At 67.9% G+C, this 18,477-nt stretch carries 19 protein-coding genes; 10 read left to right on the top strand and 9 right to left on the bottom strand.

Going from position 1 to position 18,477, the window contains the following annotated elements:
- Positions 1–58 precede the first annotated feature (58 nt).
- Positions 59–1,102, top strand: a complete 1,044-nt coding sequence (locus ACZ5BU_RS02865) for a PT domain-containing protein (RefSeq protein ID WP_465695028.1) — start codon at positions 59–61, stop codon at positions 1,100–1,102.
- Here the strand turns inward: ACZ5BU_RS02865 and ACZ5BU_RS02860 are convergent.
- The 3 genes from ACZ5BU_RS02860 to ACZ5BU_RS02850 form a co-directional block, all read right to left on the bottom strand.
- The gene (locus ACZ5BU_RS02860; protein ID WP_465695026.1) at positions 1,089–2,333 is read right to left on the bottom strand and encodes an MFS transporter; all 1,245 of its coding nucleotides are present in this window, start codon (positions 2,331–2,333) and stop codon (positions 1,089–1,091) included. The two genes, ACZ5BU_RS02865 and ACZ5BU_RS02860, sit on opposite strands and share 14 nt — an antisense overlap.
- 158 nt (positions 2,334–2,491) lie before the next feature.
- Positions 2,492–3,004 carry a transcription elongation factor GreA gene (greA, locus tag ACZ5BU_RS02855; protein WP_465695025.1) on the bottom strand — a complete coding sequence of 171 codons (513 nt, stop codon included), beginning with the start codon at positions 3,002–3,004 and terminating at the stop codon, positions 2,492–2,494.
- A gap of 210 nt (positions 3,005–3,214) precedes the next feature.
- Positions 3,215–3,655 carry a DUF4307 domain-containing protein gene (locus tag ACZ5BU_RS02850; RefSeq protein WP_465695023.1) on the bottom strand — a complete coding sequence of 147 codons (441 nt, stop codon included), beginning with the start codon at positions 3,653–3,655 and terminating at the stop codon, positions 3,215–3,217.
- Between the two features lie 58 nt (positions 3,656–3,713).
- On the opposite strand from ACZ5BU_RS02850, the gene mca reads away from it, so the two are divergent.
- The 5 genes from mca to ACZ5BU_RS02825 all read left to right on the top strand — a co-directional run bounded on the left by mca (position 3,714) and on the right by ACZ5BU_RS02825 (position 7,543).
- Positions 3,714–4,577 (top strand): mycothiol conjugate amidase Mca, encoded by an 864-nt coding sequence (gene mca / locus ACZ5BU_RS02845; protein ID WP_465695022.1) that lies wholly within the window; start codon positions 3,714–3,716, stop codon positions 4,575–4,577.
- A gap of 31 nt (positions 4,578–4,608) precedes the next feature.
- Positions 4,609–4,899 carry a hypothetical protein gene (locus tag ACZ5BU_RS02840; RefSeq protein WP_465695021.1) on the top strand — a complete coding sequence of 97 codons (291 nt, stop codon included), beginning with the start codon at positions 4,609–4,611 and terminating at the stop codon, positions 4,897–4,899.
- Between the two features lie 126 nt (positions 4,900–5,025).
- Positions 5,026–6,051: a CopD family protein gene (locus ACZ5BU_RS02835; protein WP_465695019.1), complete on the top strand. Its 1,026-nt coding sequence runs from the start codon at positions 5,026–5,028 to the stop codon at positions 6,049–6,051.
- A gap of 79 nt (positions 6,052–6,130) precedes the next feature.
- Positions 6,131–6,688: a type IV toxin-antitoxin system AbiEi family antitoxin domain-containing protein gene (locus ACZ5BU_RS02830; RefSeq protein ID WP_465695018.1), complete on the top strand. Its 558-nt coding sequence runs from the start codon at positions 6,131–6,133 to the stop codon at positions 6,686–6,688.
- A 48-nt stretch (positions 6,689–6,736) separates the two neighbouring features.
- Positions 6,737–7,543, top strand: a complete 807-nt coding sequence (locus tag ACZ5BU_RS02825) for a nucleotidyl transferase AbiEii/AbiGii toxin family protein (RefSeq protein WP_465695017.1) — start codon at positions 6,737–6,739, stop codon at positions 7,541–7,543.
- 12 nt (positions 7,544–7,555) lie between these two features.
- Here ACZ5BU_RS02825 and ACZ5BU_RS02820 read toward each other — a convergent pair whose 3' ends face one another.
- Complete coding sequence (locus tag ACZ5BU_RS02820; protein WP_465695015.1) at positions 7,556–8,083, bottom strand: nitroreductase family protein; 528 nt, start codon at positions 8,081–8,083, stop codon at positions 7,556–7,558.
- Positions 8,084–8,127: 44 nt separating this feature from the next.
- Here ACZ5BU_RS02820 and ACZ5BU_RS02815 point away from each other — a divergent pair, with 44 nt between their 5' ends.
- Together ACZ5BU_RS02815 and ACZ5BU_RS02810 are read left to right on the top strand one after the other, a co-directional pair.
- On the top strand, positions 8,128–10,149 hold the full coding sequence (locus ACZ5BU_RS02815) for a thioredoxin domain-containing protein (protein ID WP_465695014.1): 2,022 nt from the start codon (positions 8,128–8,130) through the stop codon (positions 10,147–10,149).
- A gap of 290 nt (positions 10,150–10,439) precedes the next feature.
- Positions 10,440–11,984: a M4 family metallopeptidase gene (locus ACZ5BU_RS02810; protein WP_465695012.1), complete on the top strand. Its 1,545-nt coding sequence runs from the start codon at positions 10,440–10,442 to the stop codon at positions 11,982–11,984.
- Positions 11,985–12,100: 116 nt separating this feature from the next.
- On the opposite strand, the gene ACZ5BU_RS02805 is transcribed toward ACZ5BU_RS02810, so the two are convergent.
- Positions 12,101–12,568: a hypothetical protein gene (locus ACZ5BU_RS02805; RefSeq protein ID WP_465695011.1), complete on the bottom strand. Its 468-nt coding sequence runs from the start codon at positions 12,566–12,568 to the stop codon at positions 12,101–12,103.
- A 90-nt stretch (positions 12,569–12,658) separates the two neighbouring features.
- Entirely contained in the window at positions 12,659–13,816 is a 1,158-nt protein-coding gene (locus tag ACZ5BU_RS02800) for a phosphotransferase (RefSeq protein WP_465695010.1), read from the bottom strand.
- A 54-nt stretch (positions 13,817–13,870) separates the two neighbouring features.
- Between ACZ5BU_RS02800 and ACZ5BU_RS02795 the strand changes: the two genes are divergently transcribed.
- Positions 13,871–14,326, top strand: coding sequence for a MarR family winged helix-turn-helix transcriptional regulator (locus ACZ5BU_RS02795; RefSeq protein ID WP_465695009.1), 456 nt, complete (start codon positions 13,871–13,873; stop codon positions 14,324–14,326).
- Positions 14,327–14,540: 214 nt separating this feature from the next.
- Here the strand turns inward: ACZ5BU_RS02795 and ACZ5BU_RS02790 are convergent, their stop codons facing one another.
- From ACZ5BU_RS02790 to trhA, 3 genes are all read right to left on the bottom strand, one after another.
- Positions 14,541–15,476 carry a nucleotidyl transferase AbiEii/AbiGii toxin family protein gene (locus tag ACZ5BU_RS02790; protein WP_465695007.1) on the bottom strand — a complete coding sequence of 312 codons (936 nt, stop codon included), beginning with the start codon at positions 15,474–15,476 and terminating at the stop codon, positions 14,541–14,543.
- Between the two features lie 90 nt (positions 15,477–15,566).
- Positions 15,567–16,253, bottom strand: coding sequence for a type IV toxin-antitoxin system AbiEi family antitoxin domain-containing protein (locus ACZ5BU_RS02785; protein WP_465695006.1), 687 nt, complete (start codon positions 16,251–16,253; stop codon positions 15,567–15,569).
- A 234-nt stretch (positions 16,254–16,487) separates the two neighbouring features.
- On the bottom strand, positions 16,488–17,186 hold the full coding sequence (gene trhA / locus ACZ5BU_RS02780) for a PAQR family membrane homeostasis protein TrhA (RefSeq protein WP_465695005.1): 699 nt from the start codon (positions 17,184–17,186) through the stop codon (positions 16,488–16,490).
- Between the two features lie 261 nt (positions 17,187–17,447).
- Between trhA and ACZ5BU_RS02775 the strand changes: the two genes are divergently transcribed.
- On the top strand, positions 17,448–18,227 hold the full coding sequence (locus tag ACZ5BU_RS02775; protein WP_465695004.1) for an isoprenyl transferase: 780 nt from the start codon (positions 17,448–17,450) through the stop codon (positions 18,225–18,227).
- Positions 18,228–18,477 lie beyond the last annotated feature (250 nt).

Below are 18,477 nucleotides of genomic sequence, written 5' to 3'. Positions count from 1 at the left end.
CCGCATTTCGGGGGATTCCCCGATTGGTTTCGACCCGGCTGAGTGCTGGACTGGTCGCATGAGCAACCAGAGCTACGACGAGAAGGTCAAGGACATCCTGGACCGCGTCGCCAAGGGCCACCTCTCCACCGAGGAAGCCACCACGCTGATCGCCGCCCTCAAGACCGACGGCACGGCTGACGCCGGAGAGCCGTCCGGCGCATCTCCGGTTGCCGAGGACACCCAGAAGACCGCCCAGGGCGACCGGACCGGCTGGCCGGCGGCCGAGGACCTCACCTCTCCGGAGGTGTGGGCGGACGCGGTCGATTCCCCGACCGCCGAACCGAGCGCCGAGCCGGCAGCCGGGCCGACCGTGGCGCCGGCAGCGGAACCGACCGTGCAGCCGACCGTGGAGCCGACGGTCGAGCCGCGTGTGCAGGATGTCGTACCGGATGAGGTTGCCGAGGAGGATGTACACAGCAACGTGCCGATTCCGTCCGGCGTGCAGCGGGTGACGGTGCGGGCGATCGGGCGGCGGGTCCGGCTGATCGGCGAGCCGGCCGTGAACGGCGTCGCCGTCGACGGGCCGCACGTGATCAAGCGCGACGGCGACACCCTCGCGATCAGCAGCGAAGGCGACATGGGCGTGTCGATCGACGGGTTCAGCATGCTGCGCAACCCGACCGACCTGAAGGCACACGTGAACGGCCTCGCCAAGGAGCTCTCGATCCGCGTCAACCCGATGCTGCAGGTCGAGGTCGAGGTCACCGGCGGCAGCGTGAACGCCGAACGCCTGCCCGGCCTGACCCGGGTCCGCGTCACCGCCGGTACGGCGAAGGTTGCCGACGTCGACGGACCGATCGACGTCCTCGTCCAGGCGGGTTCCGCGCAACTCGACGCCCAGATCACCAAGGGCCGGTCCCGCGTCCGGGTCGAGTCCGGTACGGCGCAGGTCCAGCTCCGTCGCGGTTCCGACGTCCACGTCCACACCGAGGCCCAACTCGGCCGCGTCACCTGGTCCGGCGCCGTCTCCGGCCAGTCCAAGGACGTAGAAATCGGCCGCGGCCGCGCCGCCCTGGACGTAGAGGTCCTGGTAGGCACCGCCCAGATCACCTCGGACTGATCCGCTCGGCCGCCTCGGCGGGGATCGAGCGCAGCCTGCGGAGTGGGGAGAAGTAGAGGGCGGCGTTTCCGGCGAGAGTGCCTATGCCTGCGATCCACAGTGTGGTGTGCAGGCCGAACGCCGTACCCAGTGCACCGCCGAGCAGGCTGCCGACCGGCGCGGCGCCCCAGCTGACGAAGCTCATCGTGGCGCTGACCCGCCCCTGCAGTTCCGGCGGGCAGAGCTGCTGCCGGGCGCTGACCTGCAGGATGTAGCTGACGATGATGCAGAAGCCTGCGAGCAGCGTGCCGACGACGAACCAGCTCACCTGCCAGCCGGGGGCGGTCAGCGCTTGAACGGTGAACGCGACGCCGATGCCGGTCGACGAGAGCAGCAGCGTGCGCGCATCGCCGTACCGGCTGCTGAGTTTCTCGGTGACTGCCGACGCCACGATCGCACCGAGCAGGCCGATCATGCTGAGGATGCCGATGGTCGCGGGTTGCAGGTGTACGCCGCGGACCAGGTACACGACCATGATCGCGCCGGCGGCCGCCTGGAACAGCATCGTCGTCATCGTGTTGAGGGCCAGCGGGCGTAGCAGTGGGTGCTTGAAGACGTAGCGCATTCCGTCGCCGATCTCGCGGCGGAGGTCCGGGCGTTCGAGTTTGACCGGCGCGGCTTCGGGCGTACGGATGCTGCGCAGCCAGATCGCCGACCACAGGAAGCTCAGCGCGTCGAGGCCGATCGTCAGCGCGGCGCCGAGCCATTGGACGAGCAGGCCGCTCGCGCCGGCACCGATCACGGCGGCGATCGAGTGGTTCGCGGCCAGCTTCGCGTTGCCCGGGAGCAGACCGTCCCGGTCGAGCATCCGCGGCAGGTACGAGTTGTGCGCGACGTCGAACAGCACCGCGAGGACGCCGGCCGGGACGAGTACGACGTACACCTGCGTCAGCGTGAGTACGCCGAACCACCAGGCGATCGGGATCGACGCGAACAGCAGCGCGCGGAGCAGGTCGGCGTACACGAGAACCGGGCGGCAGCGGATCCGGTCGGCCCGGGCGCCGGCGAACAAGCCGAGTACGAGCCAGGCAGCCGTCTCGCAGGTCCGCAGCAGCGAGACCTGCAGGGTCGACGCGTTCAGGGTGAGAACGGCGAGCAGCGGGATCGCGCCCATGCTGAGCCGCGACCCGAGCTGACTGAGCAGATCGGCGGCCCACAACCGGCGGAAATCGTGATGGCGGAGGATGCCCATTCCGCGACCGTAAACGCCAAGTTGAGCGCTGTCGACTCAAGTATCAACAAAGTTGAGTCGACAACGCTCAAGTCTGACGAAAGACGGTTCCAGCCAGCCCCCACAACAGCAAGCGCCCCGGTGGTTCGTCCACCGGGGCGCTCGAAGCTGTGGTGGAGTCAGCCGGTGAAGGGTTCCGCGGCGACGACCTCGACGGTGACGGGCTTGCCGTTCGGGGCCTCGTAGGTGGCCCGGTCACCCTTCTTCTTGCCGAGGATGGCGGCGCCGAGCGGAGACTGCGGCGAGTAGACGTCGATGTCGACCGACGCGTCCAGGGCGAGCAGCTCCCGGGAGCCGAGCAGGAACGTCTCGACGTCGTCGTCACCGGCGAACTTGATCGACACCTTCATCCCGGGCTCGATCTTGCCGCCGGCCTTCGGGGTCTCGCCGACCCGGGCCCGGCGGAGCATGTCCTCCAGTTGCCGGATCCGCGCCTCGATCTTGCCCTGCTCGTCCTTGGCGGCGTGGTAGCCGCCGTTCTCCTTGAGGTCGCCCTCGTCCCTGGCCTCGCTGATCCGCTGGGTGATCTCGGCACGGGCTGGGCCCTTCAGGTGCTCGAGCTCGGACTTCAGCTGGTCGTAACCGTCCTGCGTCAGCCAGACAACGCTGTCCTCGTCGATCTTCTGCGTCACGGGCTGCTCCTTGTGTCGGTGGGATGGGCAGGAAAATACTGCTGGCCGCCGTCGTCGACGGCGACCAATCCATCGAGCGTAGCAAGAGACCGCCGATCACGCAGGTGTTCTGACTGGTTACTTACGCCTGGAAAACGTTTGCTACCACGGTTTTTCCGCCCTCGGCGGACAGCCGGCGGCAATCGGTTGCCGTGGCAACGAGTTCGTGGGTCAGCGCGGCCGGTGCTGGTCGGCCGTCGTACAGCCGACCAGGACGACCGAGGTCGCCGAGCGTTGCGTTGTCAGCGTCACCGGCACGGTCTGGTGACGGGGCGAATCGGCCTTGATCGTGACCGTCACCTCGCCGACGATCGAGAAGTCCGCGGCCTTCGCCTGCAGCCGGCAGCTCGCCTCGACCGACTTGTTCCGGTCCACCGTCATGGTCGCCGTCGCGCTGGTCGGCGAGACCACCGTGAACCCCTGGAGCTCGGACCGCACCGGCGGGTTCGACTGCACCCAGGCTGCCCAGACCAGCCACGCCAGCCCGGCCAGTACGACGACGCCCAGTACGCCGATCACCAGCGGCCGCCAGGACCGCCCGGCACGCCCGTACCGCGCGTTCAGGTCGGTCGTCGGGGTGGCCGCGGTCGGCCCGGTCGATTGCTCGGTCACAGGTTGTCCAGGGGGTCGGTCGTGGGTTTTGCGTGGGCTTGGAGGACCATTGTGTCTTGTGAGTGGAGATCTTCGGTTGTTGCATGTGCACGCCCACCCGGACGACGAGTCGAGCAAGGGAGCCGCGTCGACCGCCCGGTACGTCGCCGAAGGCGTCGAGGTCATGGTCGCCACCTGTACCGGTGGTGAACGCGGATCGATCCTGAACCCGAAGATGGATCGCCCCGAGGTGCTGGCGAACATCACCGAGATCCGCCGCAAGGAGATGGACGCGGCGCGCGAGATCCTCGGGATCCGGCAGGAGTGGCTGGGCTGGGTGGACTCCGGCTTCCCCGAGGGAGACCCGCTGCCGCCGCTGCCGGAGGGCTGCTTCGGGACGCTGAAGGTGGAGGACGCCGCCGCCCCGCTGGTGAAGCTGATCCGCGAGTTCCGCCCGCAGGTCGTCACGACGTACGACGAGAACGGCGGCTACCCGCACCCGGACCACGTGATGTGCCACCAGATCACCGTCGCGGCGTTCGAGGCGGCCGGTGACAAGGACGCGTACCCGGAGCTCGGCGAGCCGTGGCAGCCGCTGAAGCTGTACTACCACCACACGTTCCACTACGAGCGGATGAAGGCGCTGCACGACGCGATGGTCGAGCGCGGCCTGGAGTCGCCGTACACCGAACGCCTGAAGGACTGGAAGCCGGATCCGGAGAACGAGCGCCGGATCACCACCCGGGTCGAGTGCGCGGAGTACTTCGCGGTCCGGGACCGGGCCCTGCTCGCCCACGCTACCCAGATCGACCCCGACGGCCCCTGGTTCGCCGTACCGCTGGAAGTTCACCAGGCGGCCTGGCCGACCGAGGACTTCGAGTTGGCGCGGAGTGTGGTCGAGTCCGAGCTGCCTGAGAACGACCTGTTCGCGGGGCTGCGCTGACGGGCGGCGCGGACAATGAGAGAATGGTGGCGTGACAGCGATGATCTCCCTTCGGACGGCCGAGATCGACCCCAACGTGGTGAAGCCGGGCTGGGTCGCGCTGCTGATCGTGCTGGCGCTCGGTGCCGCCACGTTCCTGCTGTGGCGCAGCATGGGCAAGCAGCTGAAGCGGATCGACGTGGACCGCGCTGGTGCGGACGACCGAGCACCGTCCGGCGACCCAGCGAGTCCGGACGACTCGCAGTCCCCGGATGGCGATGCGGCGCCGACGACTTCGGAGCAGACCCCGACGACTGAGGAAAAACACCACTCTCCGCACTGACGACGTATCAGTGCGGTAACCGTTCCTGGTCGGCCGATCACGACATGGTGTCGGACTGGGCTGCCCACCTCTGGCTGACCCTATAGTGAGCCCCGTGCTGACAGGCCCTCACGACCGTACCCGCCGGTGACCGCGACCCGCGCGGCCCGGCATCGCATGCCCGGGCGACTGGTCGTGGGAGGGTTCGCCGCTGTCCTCGTGGCGGCGCTCGGGTTGGTGGTCGCGGTGTACGCGGCCGGCTCGGAGCCGCAGAACGCCGGCGGGATCGGCGGGCCGGGTGAGTTCTGGTCCTGGTTGCTGCCGCTGCTCCGGCTGATCTCCACGCTGGCGACCGTCGGTTGTGCGGGTGCGTTGCTCGCCGCCGTCGTACTGCTCCGGATCGAAGGTGGATCGCTCGGCGTCCAGGGCCGGCGCGCGGTCCGGGACGCCAGCAACGCGGCGCTGATCTGGGCGGTGTGCGCGTTCGCGTCCTCGATCGTGACGGCGGCGTTGCTGCTGAACACGCCGGTGCGACTGCTCCGGCTCCAGGTCGACGACGCGCTCGGCGTACCCGAGGTGAAGTCGCTGCTGATCACCGGCATCCTCGTCCTCGCCCTGGCGATCGGGATCCGCCGGGTCCAGACCTCGTCGGCCGCGGGCCTCGGCGTCCTGGTCGCGATCGCCGCGCTGGTCCCGACCGCGGTCACCACCTATCCGAGGAACGAGTCGTACGTCGTACTCGCCGGCGCCGCGCTGGTCATCCACGTGATCGCCGCGACCACCTGGGTCGGCGGACTCGCGGGCCTGGTGCGGTACGGACGGGCGAGCCGGAGCGGGCTGCCGATCGTGATGGAACGGTACGGGCAGGTCGCGGTCATCTCGGCGGTCGCCGTCGTCGCCAGCGGCCTGATCAGCGGCGCCGGCCGCCTCGCCGCGAAGGGCGGCGGCTGGGGCTCGATCCTCGACGAACTCACCGGCGACGCGTACGGCGCCCTGCTGATCGTCAAGGTCATCGCCTTCCTCCTCCTGATCGCCCTGGCCGCCTTCCACCGCTCCCGAGCCACCGGCGACCTCCTCAACTCCGGCCGCCCCTTCTGGCGAGTAGTAGCCGCAGAACTCCTCACCATGGCTCTAACCCTCGGCCTCTCCGTAGCCCTCTCCCAAACCGCCTAGTCCGAACCACCCTCCTCGCGCAAGAAATCGTGTACAGGTAGAGTTATCTGTAGACGTATTGGACCGGAGGAGGTGAATCGTGGAAGCAGTGCAGCCCAAGGGTGCAGACGCTGTCGGCCTGTCCAAGAGCGCCCTCTACCGTGCGGCGCGCAGAGGGGAGTACGACCGGATCGCGCGCGGCATCTACCGGCCGGCACGTGCCCCGGCCGCGGACTGGGACTGGATCGAAGCCGCGACCCGTCGCGCGGACGCGACCATCTGCCTGACTTCCGGACTCGCGATCCATGAGCTCACCGACACGATTCCCGACGCGCTCGACGTTGCCATCCCCCGCGGTGCCCGGATCCCGGCTACCCAGGCCGCGATCAAATGGCACCTGTTCGCCACGGCGACCTTCGAGCTCGGCCGGACCCAGATCCTGATCCCTGGATCGAAGCTCCGGATCGGGATCTACTCTCCGGAGCGGTGTATCGCGGACGCGTTCCGTCTCCGTGGCGAGCTTGGATACGAGCTCGGACGAGAGGCGCTGCGCGAGTGGCTCCGCCGCGGCGGCAAGCCGGCGCAACTCATGGCTGTTGCTGCCCGTCTCCCAAGGGCCAAGGGGCCGGTGCTACAGGCATTGGAGCTGCTCGCGTGATCGACGGCGAGACCGTCTTCCGGCGGATCCAGAGCAAGGCACGCTCAGATGGTGCGAGGGCCGACGCCGACGTCCGAGTACCTCACACGTCATGCGCTGGATTCGTTCCTGGACCGGCTGACCCGCACGGAGCACAGAGACGGCTTCATCCTGAAGGGCGGCATCCTGCTCGCGACCTATGGCGTACGCCGGCCGACGAAGGATGTCGACGCCGAGGCTGTCGGCGGCAGCCTGTCGTCGGAGCGGATCGCTCGGGTAGTGGGTGACATCGCTGCCGTCGAGGCCGAGGACGGCCTGCGGTTCGATCTCGGGACGATGAGTCTCCAGGAGATTCGCGACGATGCCGAATATCCGGGTCTGCGGATGCGGGTCGACAGCTACATCGGCCCTCAGAAAGTCATGGTCGCCTGGGACATCTCGACCGGGGATCCGATTGTTCCGCCGCCGCAACCGGTACGGATCCAACGTCTGCTCGGCGGAGAGATCGAGATCCTCGGTTACGCACCGGAGACCACGATCGCCGAGAAGGGCGTCACGATCCTGGAGCGTGGCATCACCAGCACTCGCTGGCGCGACTACGTCGACATCGTCCAGCTGGCTGAGCGCCATGGCGTCGATCAGCAGCAACTCCTGGATGCGGTGGCCGCCGTCGCTCGGTACCGCAAGGTCGAGCTCGGCCCGATCGGCCCCGTGGTCCTTGGGGACGGCGCCGTTGCGCAGGCCAAGTGGGCAGCCTGGCGACGCAAGGAACGTGTCGAGGACATCAGCGAGGCCGACCTCGACGAACAGCTGATGAAGGTGGCGGCCGTGCTCGATCCGGTGTTCGCGCCCGAAAGCACAGACAGGCGCAGCTGAGGTACCTCTGCATCATGTCCAAGGCGCGGTGCGGAGTTCAGTTGTGGTGCGGCGGGCGCGGTTTGGGGGGCGGTCTTCGGTGGGGCGGCCTACGGCGATCATTGAGACTATGTGCCAGCCGGGGGCGGGGTTTAGGTCGTTGGTGAGGGCTCCTAGGTCGAAGGCTCGGAACTGGCGGCAGGCGAGGTTCATGGCGTGGGCCTGGAGGGTGAGGTGGGCGACCGACTGGCCCAGGTCGTAGTCGGCGAAGTCGGAGTAGGCCCAGTCGGTGTCCTCGACGTACCGGTGCGCCATCGTCACGATCAGCAGCGACGCGGTCGGTGCCCAGCGGGCCGAGCTGCGGGCGAGGTGCCGTACGACGCGCTCGTGCTCGGGCTGGTCGCGGCGCGCCACGAAGTACGCCCAGGGCTGCGAGTTGCCGGCCGACGGCGCCCAGCGGGCGGCCTCGAGCAGCAGGTCGACGTCCTCCTCCGTGACGGTCCACCCGGCGTCGAACCAGAGCGGACTGAAACGGCTGGCGAGCAGCGGATGTACCGGCATACACCCATTCAACGAGCCAGGACGGGAGCACCTACGGTTGGGGTATGGCGAACGAGCTCGGGCGATCGACCAGTCCGTACCTGCGGCAGCACGCGGGGAACCCGGTGGAGTGGCGGGAGTGGTCCGAGCGGGCGTTCGCGGAGGCGCGCGAGCGGGACGTGCCGGTGTTCCTCTCGGTGGGGTACTCCGCCTGCCACTGGTGTCACGTGATGGCGCACGAGTCGTTCGAGGACGCGGGTACGGCGGCGTACCTGAGTGAGCACTTCGTCAGCGTGAAGGTGGACCGCGAGGAGCGGCCCGACGTCGACGCGATCTACATGGCGGCGACCGTCGCGATGACCGGGCAGGGCGGGTGGCCGATGTCGGTGTTCCTCACGCCGGCGGGGGAGCCGTTCTTCTGCGGCACGTACTTTCCGAAGGACGCGCGCGGCGGGATGGCGTCGTTCCGGCAGGTGCTGGAGGCAATCACCGACGCGTGGCAGACCAGGCGCGACCAGCTCGACGGGATCGGGAAGCGGGTCGTCGCGCAGCTCGGGGCACAGCAGCCCGTGGTTGAGGAGGCTTTCGATCTGGCGGGTGCGGTGCAGTTGCTGAAGGCGGACTTCGACCCGGTGGACGGCGGGTTCGGGCGGGCGCCGAAGTTCCCGCCGTCGATGGTGCTGGACTTCCTGCTCCGGCATCACCGACGTACCGGCGACGAGGACGCGTTGGCGATGGTGGCGCAGACGTGTTCGCGGATGGCGCGCGGCGGGATGTACGACCAGCTGGCGGGCGGGTTCGCTCGGTACTCCGTCGACGGGCAATGGGTGGTGCCGCACTTCGAGAAGATGCTGTACGACAACGCGCTGCTGCTCGATGTCTATACGCAATGGTGGACGGTGTCGGGGGAGCCGCTTGCCCGGCGGATCGCTTCCGAGACAGCTGACTTCCTGCTGGCCGAGCTGCGTACGCCGGAGGGCGGGTTCGCGTCCGCGCTGGACGCCGACACGGAGGGCGAGGAAGGCAAGTACTACGTCTGGACACCAGATCAACTGCGGTCGGTGCTGTCGCCGGACGATGCTGCGTGGGTGATCTCGCTGTGCGACGTCACAGGAACGTTCGAGGAGGGCTCGTCGGTTCTCCAGCTCCGCGAGGATCCGGCTGACGCGGACCGTTGGCACCGGATCCGACGGGCGCTGCGGGAGGCGCGGGACACGCGGACGTACCCGGGGCGCGACGACAAGGTGGTTGCCGCGTGGAACGGTCTGGCGATCACCGCGTTGACCCGCGCCGGGGTGGTTCTGCAGAGGCCTGAGTACGTCGAGGCAGCTGTCGCCGCGGGGCGGTTGATCCGCGACGTACATCTGGATCACGGGCGGTTGTACCGGACGTCGCGGGACGGGGTGCGGGGGAGTGCGGACGGCGTACTCGAGGATTATGCCGCGTTTGCCCACGCCTGCCTTGCGTTGCTGGGTGCCACCGGTGACGGCGACTGGTATCAGACCGCTGTCGGCCTGCTGGACCGCGTACTGGAGCAGTTTGTTGCCGATGGCTCCTATTTCGACACTGCTGCGGATGCGGAGCAGTTGGTATGGCGCCCGCAGGACGCGACCGACAACGCGACCCCGTCCGGCGTGAGCCTCGCCGCCGAAGCCTTCACAACCCTCGCCAGCCTCACCGGAACTGATCAGTACTCCGTGGCGGCCGAGCAGGCGCTGAATGCCTCGTCGGCCATCGCCGCACGAGCACCCCGCTTCGCGGGCCGCGCCCTGGCCGTAGCCGAGACAATCGCCGGCGGCCCTCTGGAAATCGCCATCGTCACCAACGCAGAGCCCCCGTCACCCGCTCCCGCTGCCGCCTCCGCCGTCTCTGACGGTGTTGGTGGCGCGCTTGTTCGGGTTGCCTTTGGCAACGCGCCTTGGGGGACCGCGATTGTTGCTGGTGCGCCCGATCTGGGGGTGCCTCTGATGGAAGGGCGCGGGCTGGTGGGCGGGCGGCCGGCGGCGTACGTGTGTCGGAAATTCACCTGCAAGCTGCCCGTCACGTTGCCGGAAGACCTTCGGGACCTCTTGCGTCCTGCGCAATGACCGCCTGCGCGGGTGCGGGTTTTCCCTCAGCTTTCACTCAGTTCTCTTGACTCTCGGCGATCGGGCGGCAACAGTCAGTCCTCACGTCGGATGTAACGGATCTCGTATGTACCGACACGAAGTGTCACAAATGAGGCAGTGGCACCTTTGCGTCAGCATCCGGCGCGTCCCCAACTGAATTCGGTCGCTGCGCCCAAACAGCGACCACACCGTGAGGAGATGTTGTCTTGAGACGACTGACATCAGCAGGGGCGGTGGCCATCGTCGCGGCCGCGGGTCTTGCCACTGGTATGACTTCGACCGCGGGCGCCGCCGCCCGCTCGGCCCCGCTCCCGGCGTCCGGCTTCGACCAGGCGGCCGCCGTCAGGGCCGAACAGGCGCTGGCCCCGCAGACGGCCGCCGCTCTCGGGCTCGGCAAGGGCGAACAGCTCAAGGTCCACGACGTCGTCAAGGACCCGGACGGTACGGAGTACGTCCGCTACGACCGTACGTACAACGGCTTGAAGGTCGTCGGCGGTGACCTGATCGTCAAGCAGCAGGGCGAATCGATCGGGCAGGTCACCTACAACCGCGGCGCCAAGGCCGTCGAGGTCTCCACCAAGCCGGCTCTGTCCCAGTCGGCCGCATTGACCAAGGGCGCGAAAGCAGCGAAGTTCAGGGCCACCGGCAACAAGGGCCAGCTGGTCGTCTTCGTGACGCCGACCAAGCCCGTGCTTGCCTACGAGGTCGTCACGACCGGTGTGAAACCCGACCAGACCCCGTCGGTGCTGCACTCGTTCATCGACGCCAAGACCGGAGCGATCCTCGCGCAGGACGACGAGATCAAGGCCGGTACGGGCAACTCGATGTACGCCGGCAAGGTCACCATCGGTACGTCGGGCTCGTCCGGCAACTTCTCCCTGACCGACCCGACCCGCGGCGGCAACTACACCACCGACCTGAAGGGCAGGACGTCCGGGAACGGTACGACGTTCACCGACGCCGACGACACCTGGGGCAACGGTGCCGCCTCGGACCGCGCGACCGCCGCGGTGGACGCGCACTACGGCGCCCAGCTGACCTGGGACTACTACAAGAACGTCCACGGCCGGAACGGCATCTTCAACAACGGCCAGGGCGCCCGTTCCCGGGTGCACTACGGCAAGGCGTACGTGAACGCGTTCTGGGACGGTACCCAGATGACGTACGGCGACGGGATCAGCAACACGCACCCGCTGACCGCGATCGACGTGGCCGGTCACGAGATGAGCCACGGTGTCACCGAGGCGACCGCCAACCTGAACTACTCCGGTGACGCGGGCGGCCTGAACGAGGCGACGTCGGACATCTTCGGCACCATGGTCGAGTGGTACGCGAACAACGCGAGCGACCCGGGTGACTACCTGATCGGCGAGAAGATCGACATCAACGGCGACGGTACGCCGCTGCGCTACATGGACAAGCCGTCGAAGGACGGATCCAGCGTGGACTGCTGGTCGACCAGCACCGGCGGTCTGGACCCGCACTACTCGTCCGGCCCGCTGAACCACTGGTTCTACCTGGCCTCGGAGGGCACGGGCAGCAAGACCATCAACGGTGTCAGCTACAACAGCACGGCCTGCAACGGTACGACGTTCGCCGGTGTGGGCCGCGACGTCGCCGCCAAGGTCTGGTACCGCACGCTGAGCACCAAGCTGAGCTCGGGCAGCACCTACAAGGACGCACGCAACGGTGCGATCACCTCCGCGATCGAGCTGTACGGCGCGGGCTCGGCGCAGTGCAAGGGCATCGAGGCCGCGTTCAGCGGCATCGCGGTCCCGGCCGGCTCGGCCGCCTGCGGTGGCACAGCTCGCTGACCGTCGGCTGAGAAACGTCCGGGGCGCGCGGAGCCTCCGCCCAAGGCCCGCGCGCCCCGGATTCCCTGGTGGACAAGATGATTCTGGTCGCGTCGGCTCCGCCCCCGTCGACGCGGCTAGATCTTCGTGCAGCGCTTGCCCGGTGGGATGGCGGCTTCGGTGAGGAGTTCGGTCACCGGAGTCGCCAGCGGCTTGAGTTGCGGGTCCTCGAGCCGGGCCGTCTTCCCGTTCGCGGTGACGGCGACGATCAGGTCGTCGGGATGCCGTGCGGTCGGCTTCGTCACGACGATGCTTGCCCAGTCGACCTTCTGCGCGGCGGTACTGATCATGGTCAGCAGGCTCGGGTCGAGCTTGCAGCGGATCGTGTCCTTGCCGCGTGCGGTGACGGTCGCGACGCCGTCCGCGGCGACCTGCACCTGGTCACTGAGGCCCGCGAACCCGCCGGTTCTGGACACGGTGAGGGGCAGGCCTGCGCCGACCGGCGCGGACTGGGTCACCGAAGGCAGCGTCGGGGCGCTGGGGGACGGCGTACTCCCGGTACCGGCTTCACTGCCACACCCGGTCAGCACGAGTCCTGCGATCACGGCCACTGTGGTGTATCTGCTCAGGTTCCTCACGAACAATGGATACACGTAAGGACGCCGTTCGTTGCAGCTGTGACACGACTGAAATGTTCAGACCACCTGTGACACCAGGTCCACCAGTGCGCGCGTCAGCAGTACCCGCTCCTCGAACAGTTCCGGTGACGCCTCTGCCTTGCCGAACAGCTCAAGCGGTAGCGCAGTGAACGTGGCCCGGATCAGCAGCGAGCCCAGGTAGCCGTACAGGATCTCGTCCTCGCTCACCTGCATGCCGTCTGCGGCCAGGCCTTCCTGGAACGCCTTGAGGATCGTCTTGTGTACGGCGGGCAGCGCCTCCGGCGTGAGCTCGCCGGCGTGCGCCAGGCCGATCAGGAGTTGCCCCAGGTCGAACCCGACCGCCTGCGGGCAGTCAAAGCCCCAGTCGATCACCACGAACTCGTCAGGACTGTCGTGGGGGACCAGCAGGTTCTGTGGGCTGGCGTCACCGTGCTGGTAGCACTGGGGGAGCGCATCCAGCGCGTCGAGCACCGCGGGGACCCGTTCGCCGAGGTCCAGCAGGTCGTCCTTCAGACGATGCTCGCTGAGGTTGCAGACGGCTGCCGCGAGCATGGGGTGCCGCCAGGTGCTCGGGTCGGCCAGCGCCGGCAGGGCGGCCTTCTGTACGCGGCCGTTCGCGTAGTACCGCAGGCCACTCCCAGGGATGCTGGAGACCTCACGGTCGAGCAGCGGCCCGACGAGGTGCGGCTGCCGCCGCGCGGACAGCCGGCCGAGCAGGTACGCCGCCCGTTCGAAGCGGGCGATCGGCCACGGGCCCCACTCCTGGACGACGTTCTCCATCCAGACCGTGCCGCGATCGTCCTCGTCGTACAGGTCGATCCGGTACGCCTTCGGGAGCCGCATCCCGTCCGGCATCAGGTCGCCGACGCCGCTGCGGTGGACGGCGATCTCCAGCTGCCACGGCATGTAGTCGATGAAGCTCTGCCGGAACGCCTCCGGTACGAGCTCGATGATCGGCGAGTGCCGGACCGACTGGAGCTTCTTCACGAAGCACGACCACTCCGCGCCGGCGGTCGTCGTACCGAACACCCGATGCAGCGACTCGGTACTCGGCGTACCGATCGGGTAGTCCACCGCCTCGACCCGGACCGCGCCCGCAACGGCCGCCGGATCCCCGGTGATCGTCCGCACGAGCGCGGTCAGGTCCTCCTCCCCCAACGCGTCCCGCCCCAACGCAGCCAGTGCTGGCCCCATGATTTCCCCCACAGAAGTAAAGCAGCCTTACTATCTGGATAGTAAAGTGGCCTTATGACTTCCGTCAACGACCTTTCGGGCCCTCCGGCCGGTGCGTGGTCCGAACACGTCGCCGGTTTGCTCGCCGCCGCGCTGAAGCGCGTCCGGGCGGAGATCCTGGCGACCTCCGAGGATCATTTCCCCGGCCTGCGGGTCTCGCACTACCGACTGCTCGAGTTGATCCCGCCCGAAGGCGCTCGGATCACCGATCTGGCTGAGGTCGCGGTGATGACGAAACAAGGGCTCGGCCAGCACGTCGACTACCTGCAGCGACTCGGGTACGTCGAGTCCGACCGCCTCCGCGAGGATCGCCGCGTCCGGCTGGTCCGCCGTACCCCCAAGGGCGAGGACGCGGCCGCCTTCAGCCGCGCCGCGATCGACCGCATCGAGTCACTCTGGACCGCCCAACTGGGCCCCGAACGCTACGCCCAGCTCCGCCAAACCCTCCAGGAACTGGCCCTCACGCCGTAGCCACGCCTTCGGCTCGGCTGTCTGTTAGCCGGCTTCGCCGACGCGAGGTGCCGTGTGGCCGCGGTATCCGCCGGGGTGCAGCCCGGTGCCGAGGAAGACGGAAAGCTGACCCAGGCACGACGCTCGGCTGATCCGGTCTGGAACCTAGGCGCTTCGACGGGACGAGTCTTCGGGCTGGTTGGAGGGTGCGCGTTTGCGAGTGGCGTGGTTGTTCCTACTGCCACGATTGATGATTCGGGTCCCATCTGCCGATCGTTCGGCTGCCGGCGAGGATCTCGTTCAGGCAGATGCCGCAGTAGGCCAGCGCCGCGTCCAAGTCCCAGTATTCCCGTGGATATTCGGCGAAGTTGGCGGCTGCGCGAGGAAAGTCGGCGATCCAGTCGACGCTTGGCGCTTCGACCTTGCTCGGCAGCGTCCTCCGGCGCCGCCCGGCCTCTCGTTGCAGGACGGTGGTCAGCCGGGCTGCGTCGAACGGGATCGCTGTAACGATCCGAACGACGTCGGCGAGGTCGCGGTAGCGGCTTGACGCCTTGGCTCCGGTTGGGCCGTGTCGTTCGTACAGGGCGCAGATCTTGTCGGCGAGATGGTGCTCGATCGGGGTGGTGTGGACCGACGGCAGATCCTGCAGGGTTTCGTGCTCGATGACCGGCTGGAGCGGCACTTGATCGACCGGTACATCGAGATGGCGGCGCGTGGTCAGGTCGATGCTGAAGGTCTCGAAGATGCGCCCGCCGAGCAGTGCACAAGCCTTGAGCTTGGCGGTTTCGGCGCCGTAACCGTAGGAATACACTTCCCGGCGGATGGTCGCTGCATCGAGTTCGAACTCGAACGGATCGTCGTAGTGCGGCCGTCCGGAGAGGTCGCGGAGTTCGGACACGGCGGCCTCCGGGCTCGTCCACGGCGTTTCGCGGGCCAGGTCGACGTCCTGGGTGAAACGGCCACGGCCGATCCGGATGAGCAGCGCGTTGCCGCCCAGCAAGACCCACGGAGCGTCCTGGTTCTGGAAGATGCGGCTCAGGAAGATCGTGAAGATGTACTGCTTGCGTACCGGGTCGGCGACGACTCCACGGTTCCTCGCCTCTTGGGCGAGCTTGGTCGTCAGAGATGCTCTGAGGCGGTTGGCTTCCAGTTGAGTCAGTGGTTGTGCCATCGTCGGCATCTCCGTCCTGCCGACTACCGGCATTTCAGGTGGGGACAGCTCCGCGACGGCCTGGCTGGGGCGGTCTTGGAGCGGGGGGTGCTAGTGCCTAGAGGTGTCTGTCCGGCAGTTCCGGGTCATCAGCTCGAGGATGCGGGTGTCCGGTCGGTAGCCGGTGGCTCTTAGCGCGGAGGCGAGCAAGGTGTCGCCGTCTGGGAAGCGGAATCGTGCCACCGCCGGCTCTAGTGCGTGAACGAGGGCGTCCGGATCTACGTCCGTGCTCGTGACGGCGTCGCGGACCGCGACAGCTAGGTGGTCGAAGTCGATGCTGCCGGTTGCCAAATCCTTGAGCGTGCGAGCCACGCCGGTTACAGGCAGCCCATTGAGCCAGGTGACGTCTTCGTCTGCTAGGTCCCGTTTGCGGTAGCGGGTATCCGGCTGCGTTGTCTGTCGACGCACCGCGGTGGTGAATTCGTACTTGGAGGGGAGGAGATCGCCGATGCTGTGTAACGCGGCGGCTGACTCACCTGACACCGCGGCGAGCGGCTGGTTTCCGGCAGGTCGGCTGCCTGTGGCCAGCCAGGCTGCTCGGAGCCCCTGTAGCGGGCCGGTGTCGGCAGAGGGGAGCGCGTAGACGCCGTGGCGGACACGCTGGACGGTGCCGCGCTCGACCAGGCGAGACAGCTGCATCTTGGATACGCCTGCCTCTTGCGCTTGTGCCGTAGTCACCAGTCCCCACTGACTGGAACCAAGAAGCTCCAGTGACTCCAGGACATCTAATGCACGCATGACATCACCTCCCTGATGCTTTGAGAGTAACGGCTAGTACGTTACTTTCAAAGCTCGGCGAAGGTGTCTCCATCGATCTTCCATGCTTACAGGTCGTCTGGCATCGGGGTCCGGGCATCGCTTCGCCCTCGCCGAAGACCTCCGCCGGTAGCGCCCTCCGCGCGCCGGCGAAGCCGGCCAGAAGAGCAGCCGCGCCGAAGGCGTGTCCGTTTCGTGTTGTCCGGGGTGGTCGGGTCAGCCGGCGCGGTAGGTGGCGATGCTGACGGCGATGTAGTGGCAGATGAAGGCGGCCACCGTGAAGGCGTGGAAGATCTCGTGGAAGCCGAACCAGCGGGGGGACGGGTTGGGCCGTTTGGTGGCGTAGACGACCGCTCCGAGGGAGTACAGGCCACCGCCGACCGCGATCAGCGTGACGACCGCCGCGCCGCCGGTGTGGTAGATGTCGCCCATCCAGAAGATGGCCACCCAGCCGAGCGCCAGGTAGATGGGCGTGTAGATCCAGCGCGGGGCGCTCAGCCAGAAGATGCGGAACAGGATGCCGGCGGTGGCACCGCCCCACACCAGGCCCAGCATCAGCAGGCGGTCCTTGCCGTGCAGGAGCACCATGCCGAGCGGCGTGTACGTACCGGCGATCAGCAGGAAGATGTTGCTGTGGTCGAGCCGGCGCAGGATCGCCTCGCCGGTCGGGCCCCAGTAGAAGCGGTGGTAGAGCGCGGAGATGCCGAACAGCAGCATCGCGCCGACCGTGTAGACGGCTGCGGCCAGCCGCGCGTTGGCGTGCGGTGCCAGGCAGATCAGGACGATGCCCGCGGCGGTGGCGAACGGGAACGTACCGGCGTGCAACCATCCACGGAGCTTGGGCTTCAGTGGTCCTAGCCGGCCGGAGAGCCGGTGGTGACCGAGTTCCTGGGGTTGGGCGCTGGAAGCGGTCATCGCCGTCCTTTCGAGGGGAGATCCGGGCGGTTCGTACCTACGCAACCGTAACCTACGGCACCGTAGGTTGCATCGGTCAGAAGGATGAAATGTAGGCGAAGTCCCCCAGGTGACGCAGCTCGCCCGCGGTTTACGATGCGCGAAGTTCCACAAAAGTTCGACCTTACTGGCAGCTTTCTGAGAGTCACTCCTGGGCCTCTCGTGCGGGGCCTTTCTGGGCTAGCCTCGTGACCGAGAGTCTTTGAGGAGAGCACCCTGCCCATGCGGACACCTGGCAAGCAGAAGCTGCGCGACGCGGTCTACGGCCTGTACGAACGCCGGCTGATCAGATCGCTGTCGCCGGACCGGATCCCGCGGCACATCGGCGTCATTATCGACGGCAACCGGCGCTGGGCCCGGCAGGGCGGCGAGGCGGTGTCGCGCGGTCACGAGGCCGGCGCGAACAAGATCTCCGAGTTCCTGTACTGGTGCGACGACGTCGGCGTGAAGGTCGTCACGGTGTGGATGCTGTCCACCGACAACCTCACCCGCCCGGCCGACGAGCTGGAGCCGCTGCTCCGGATCATCGAGCAGGCGGTCGAGGAGCTGACCGCGATCGGCCGCTGGCGGATCCACCCGGTCGGCGCGCTCGACCTGCTGCCGGGCAGTACGGCGGAGACCCTGAAGGCGGCCGAGACCGCGACCCAGGACGTCAACGGCATGCTCGTGAACGTCGCCGTCGGGTACGGCGGCCGCCGCGAACTGGCCGACGCGGTCCGCTCGCTGCTCCTGGAAGAGGCCGCGAAGGGCATCTCGATCGAGGAGCTGGCCGACCGGGTCGACGTCGAGCACATCGCCCGGCACCTGTACACGAAGGGCCAGCCCGACCCGGACCTCGTCATCCGTACGTCGGGGGAGCAGCGCCTGGGCGGTTTCCTGCTCTGGCAGAGCGCGCTGAGCGAGTTCTACTTCTGCGAGGCGCTCTGGCCGGACTTCCGGCACGTCGATTTCCTGCGCGCCATTCGGAGCTACGCCCAGCGAGAACGTCGCTTCGGGACGTAGCACCCCGGCCGCACCGCCCGCAGGTCGTACGGCGGCGCAGGTAGTACGCGTACGTCGCTGCGGCGAGCGCGACGCCCCATACGGTCCAGAGCATGCCCGGGGCGTTGATTGCCCAGTTGTCGCCGTCGAGCGGCAGCTGGGCGTTCATCAACCCGGCCGGGATCAGTACGACGGCCACCAGCGACGCCGGGACGATCGCCAGCAGAGGTGGTACGCGGCGTCCCGCCTTGAACCAGATCCAGCGGGGGTA

It is taken from the genome of Kribbella sp. NPDC031520 (genome assembly GCF_055580825.1).
Note: the sequence above shows the minus strand (reverse complement) of the source record. Positions and strands in the feature narration are given on the sequence as shown.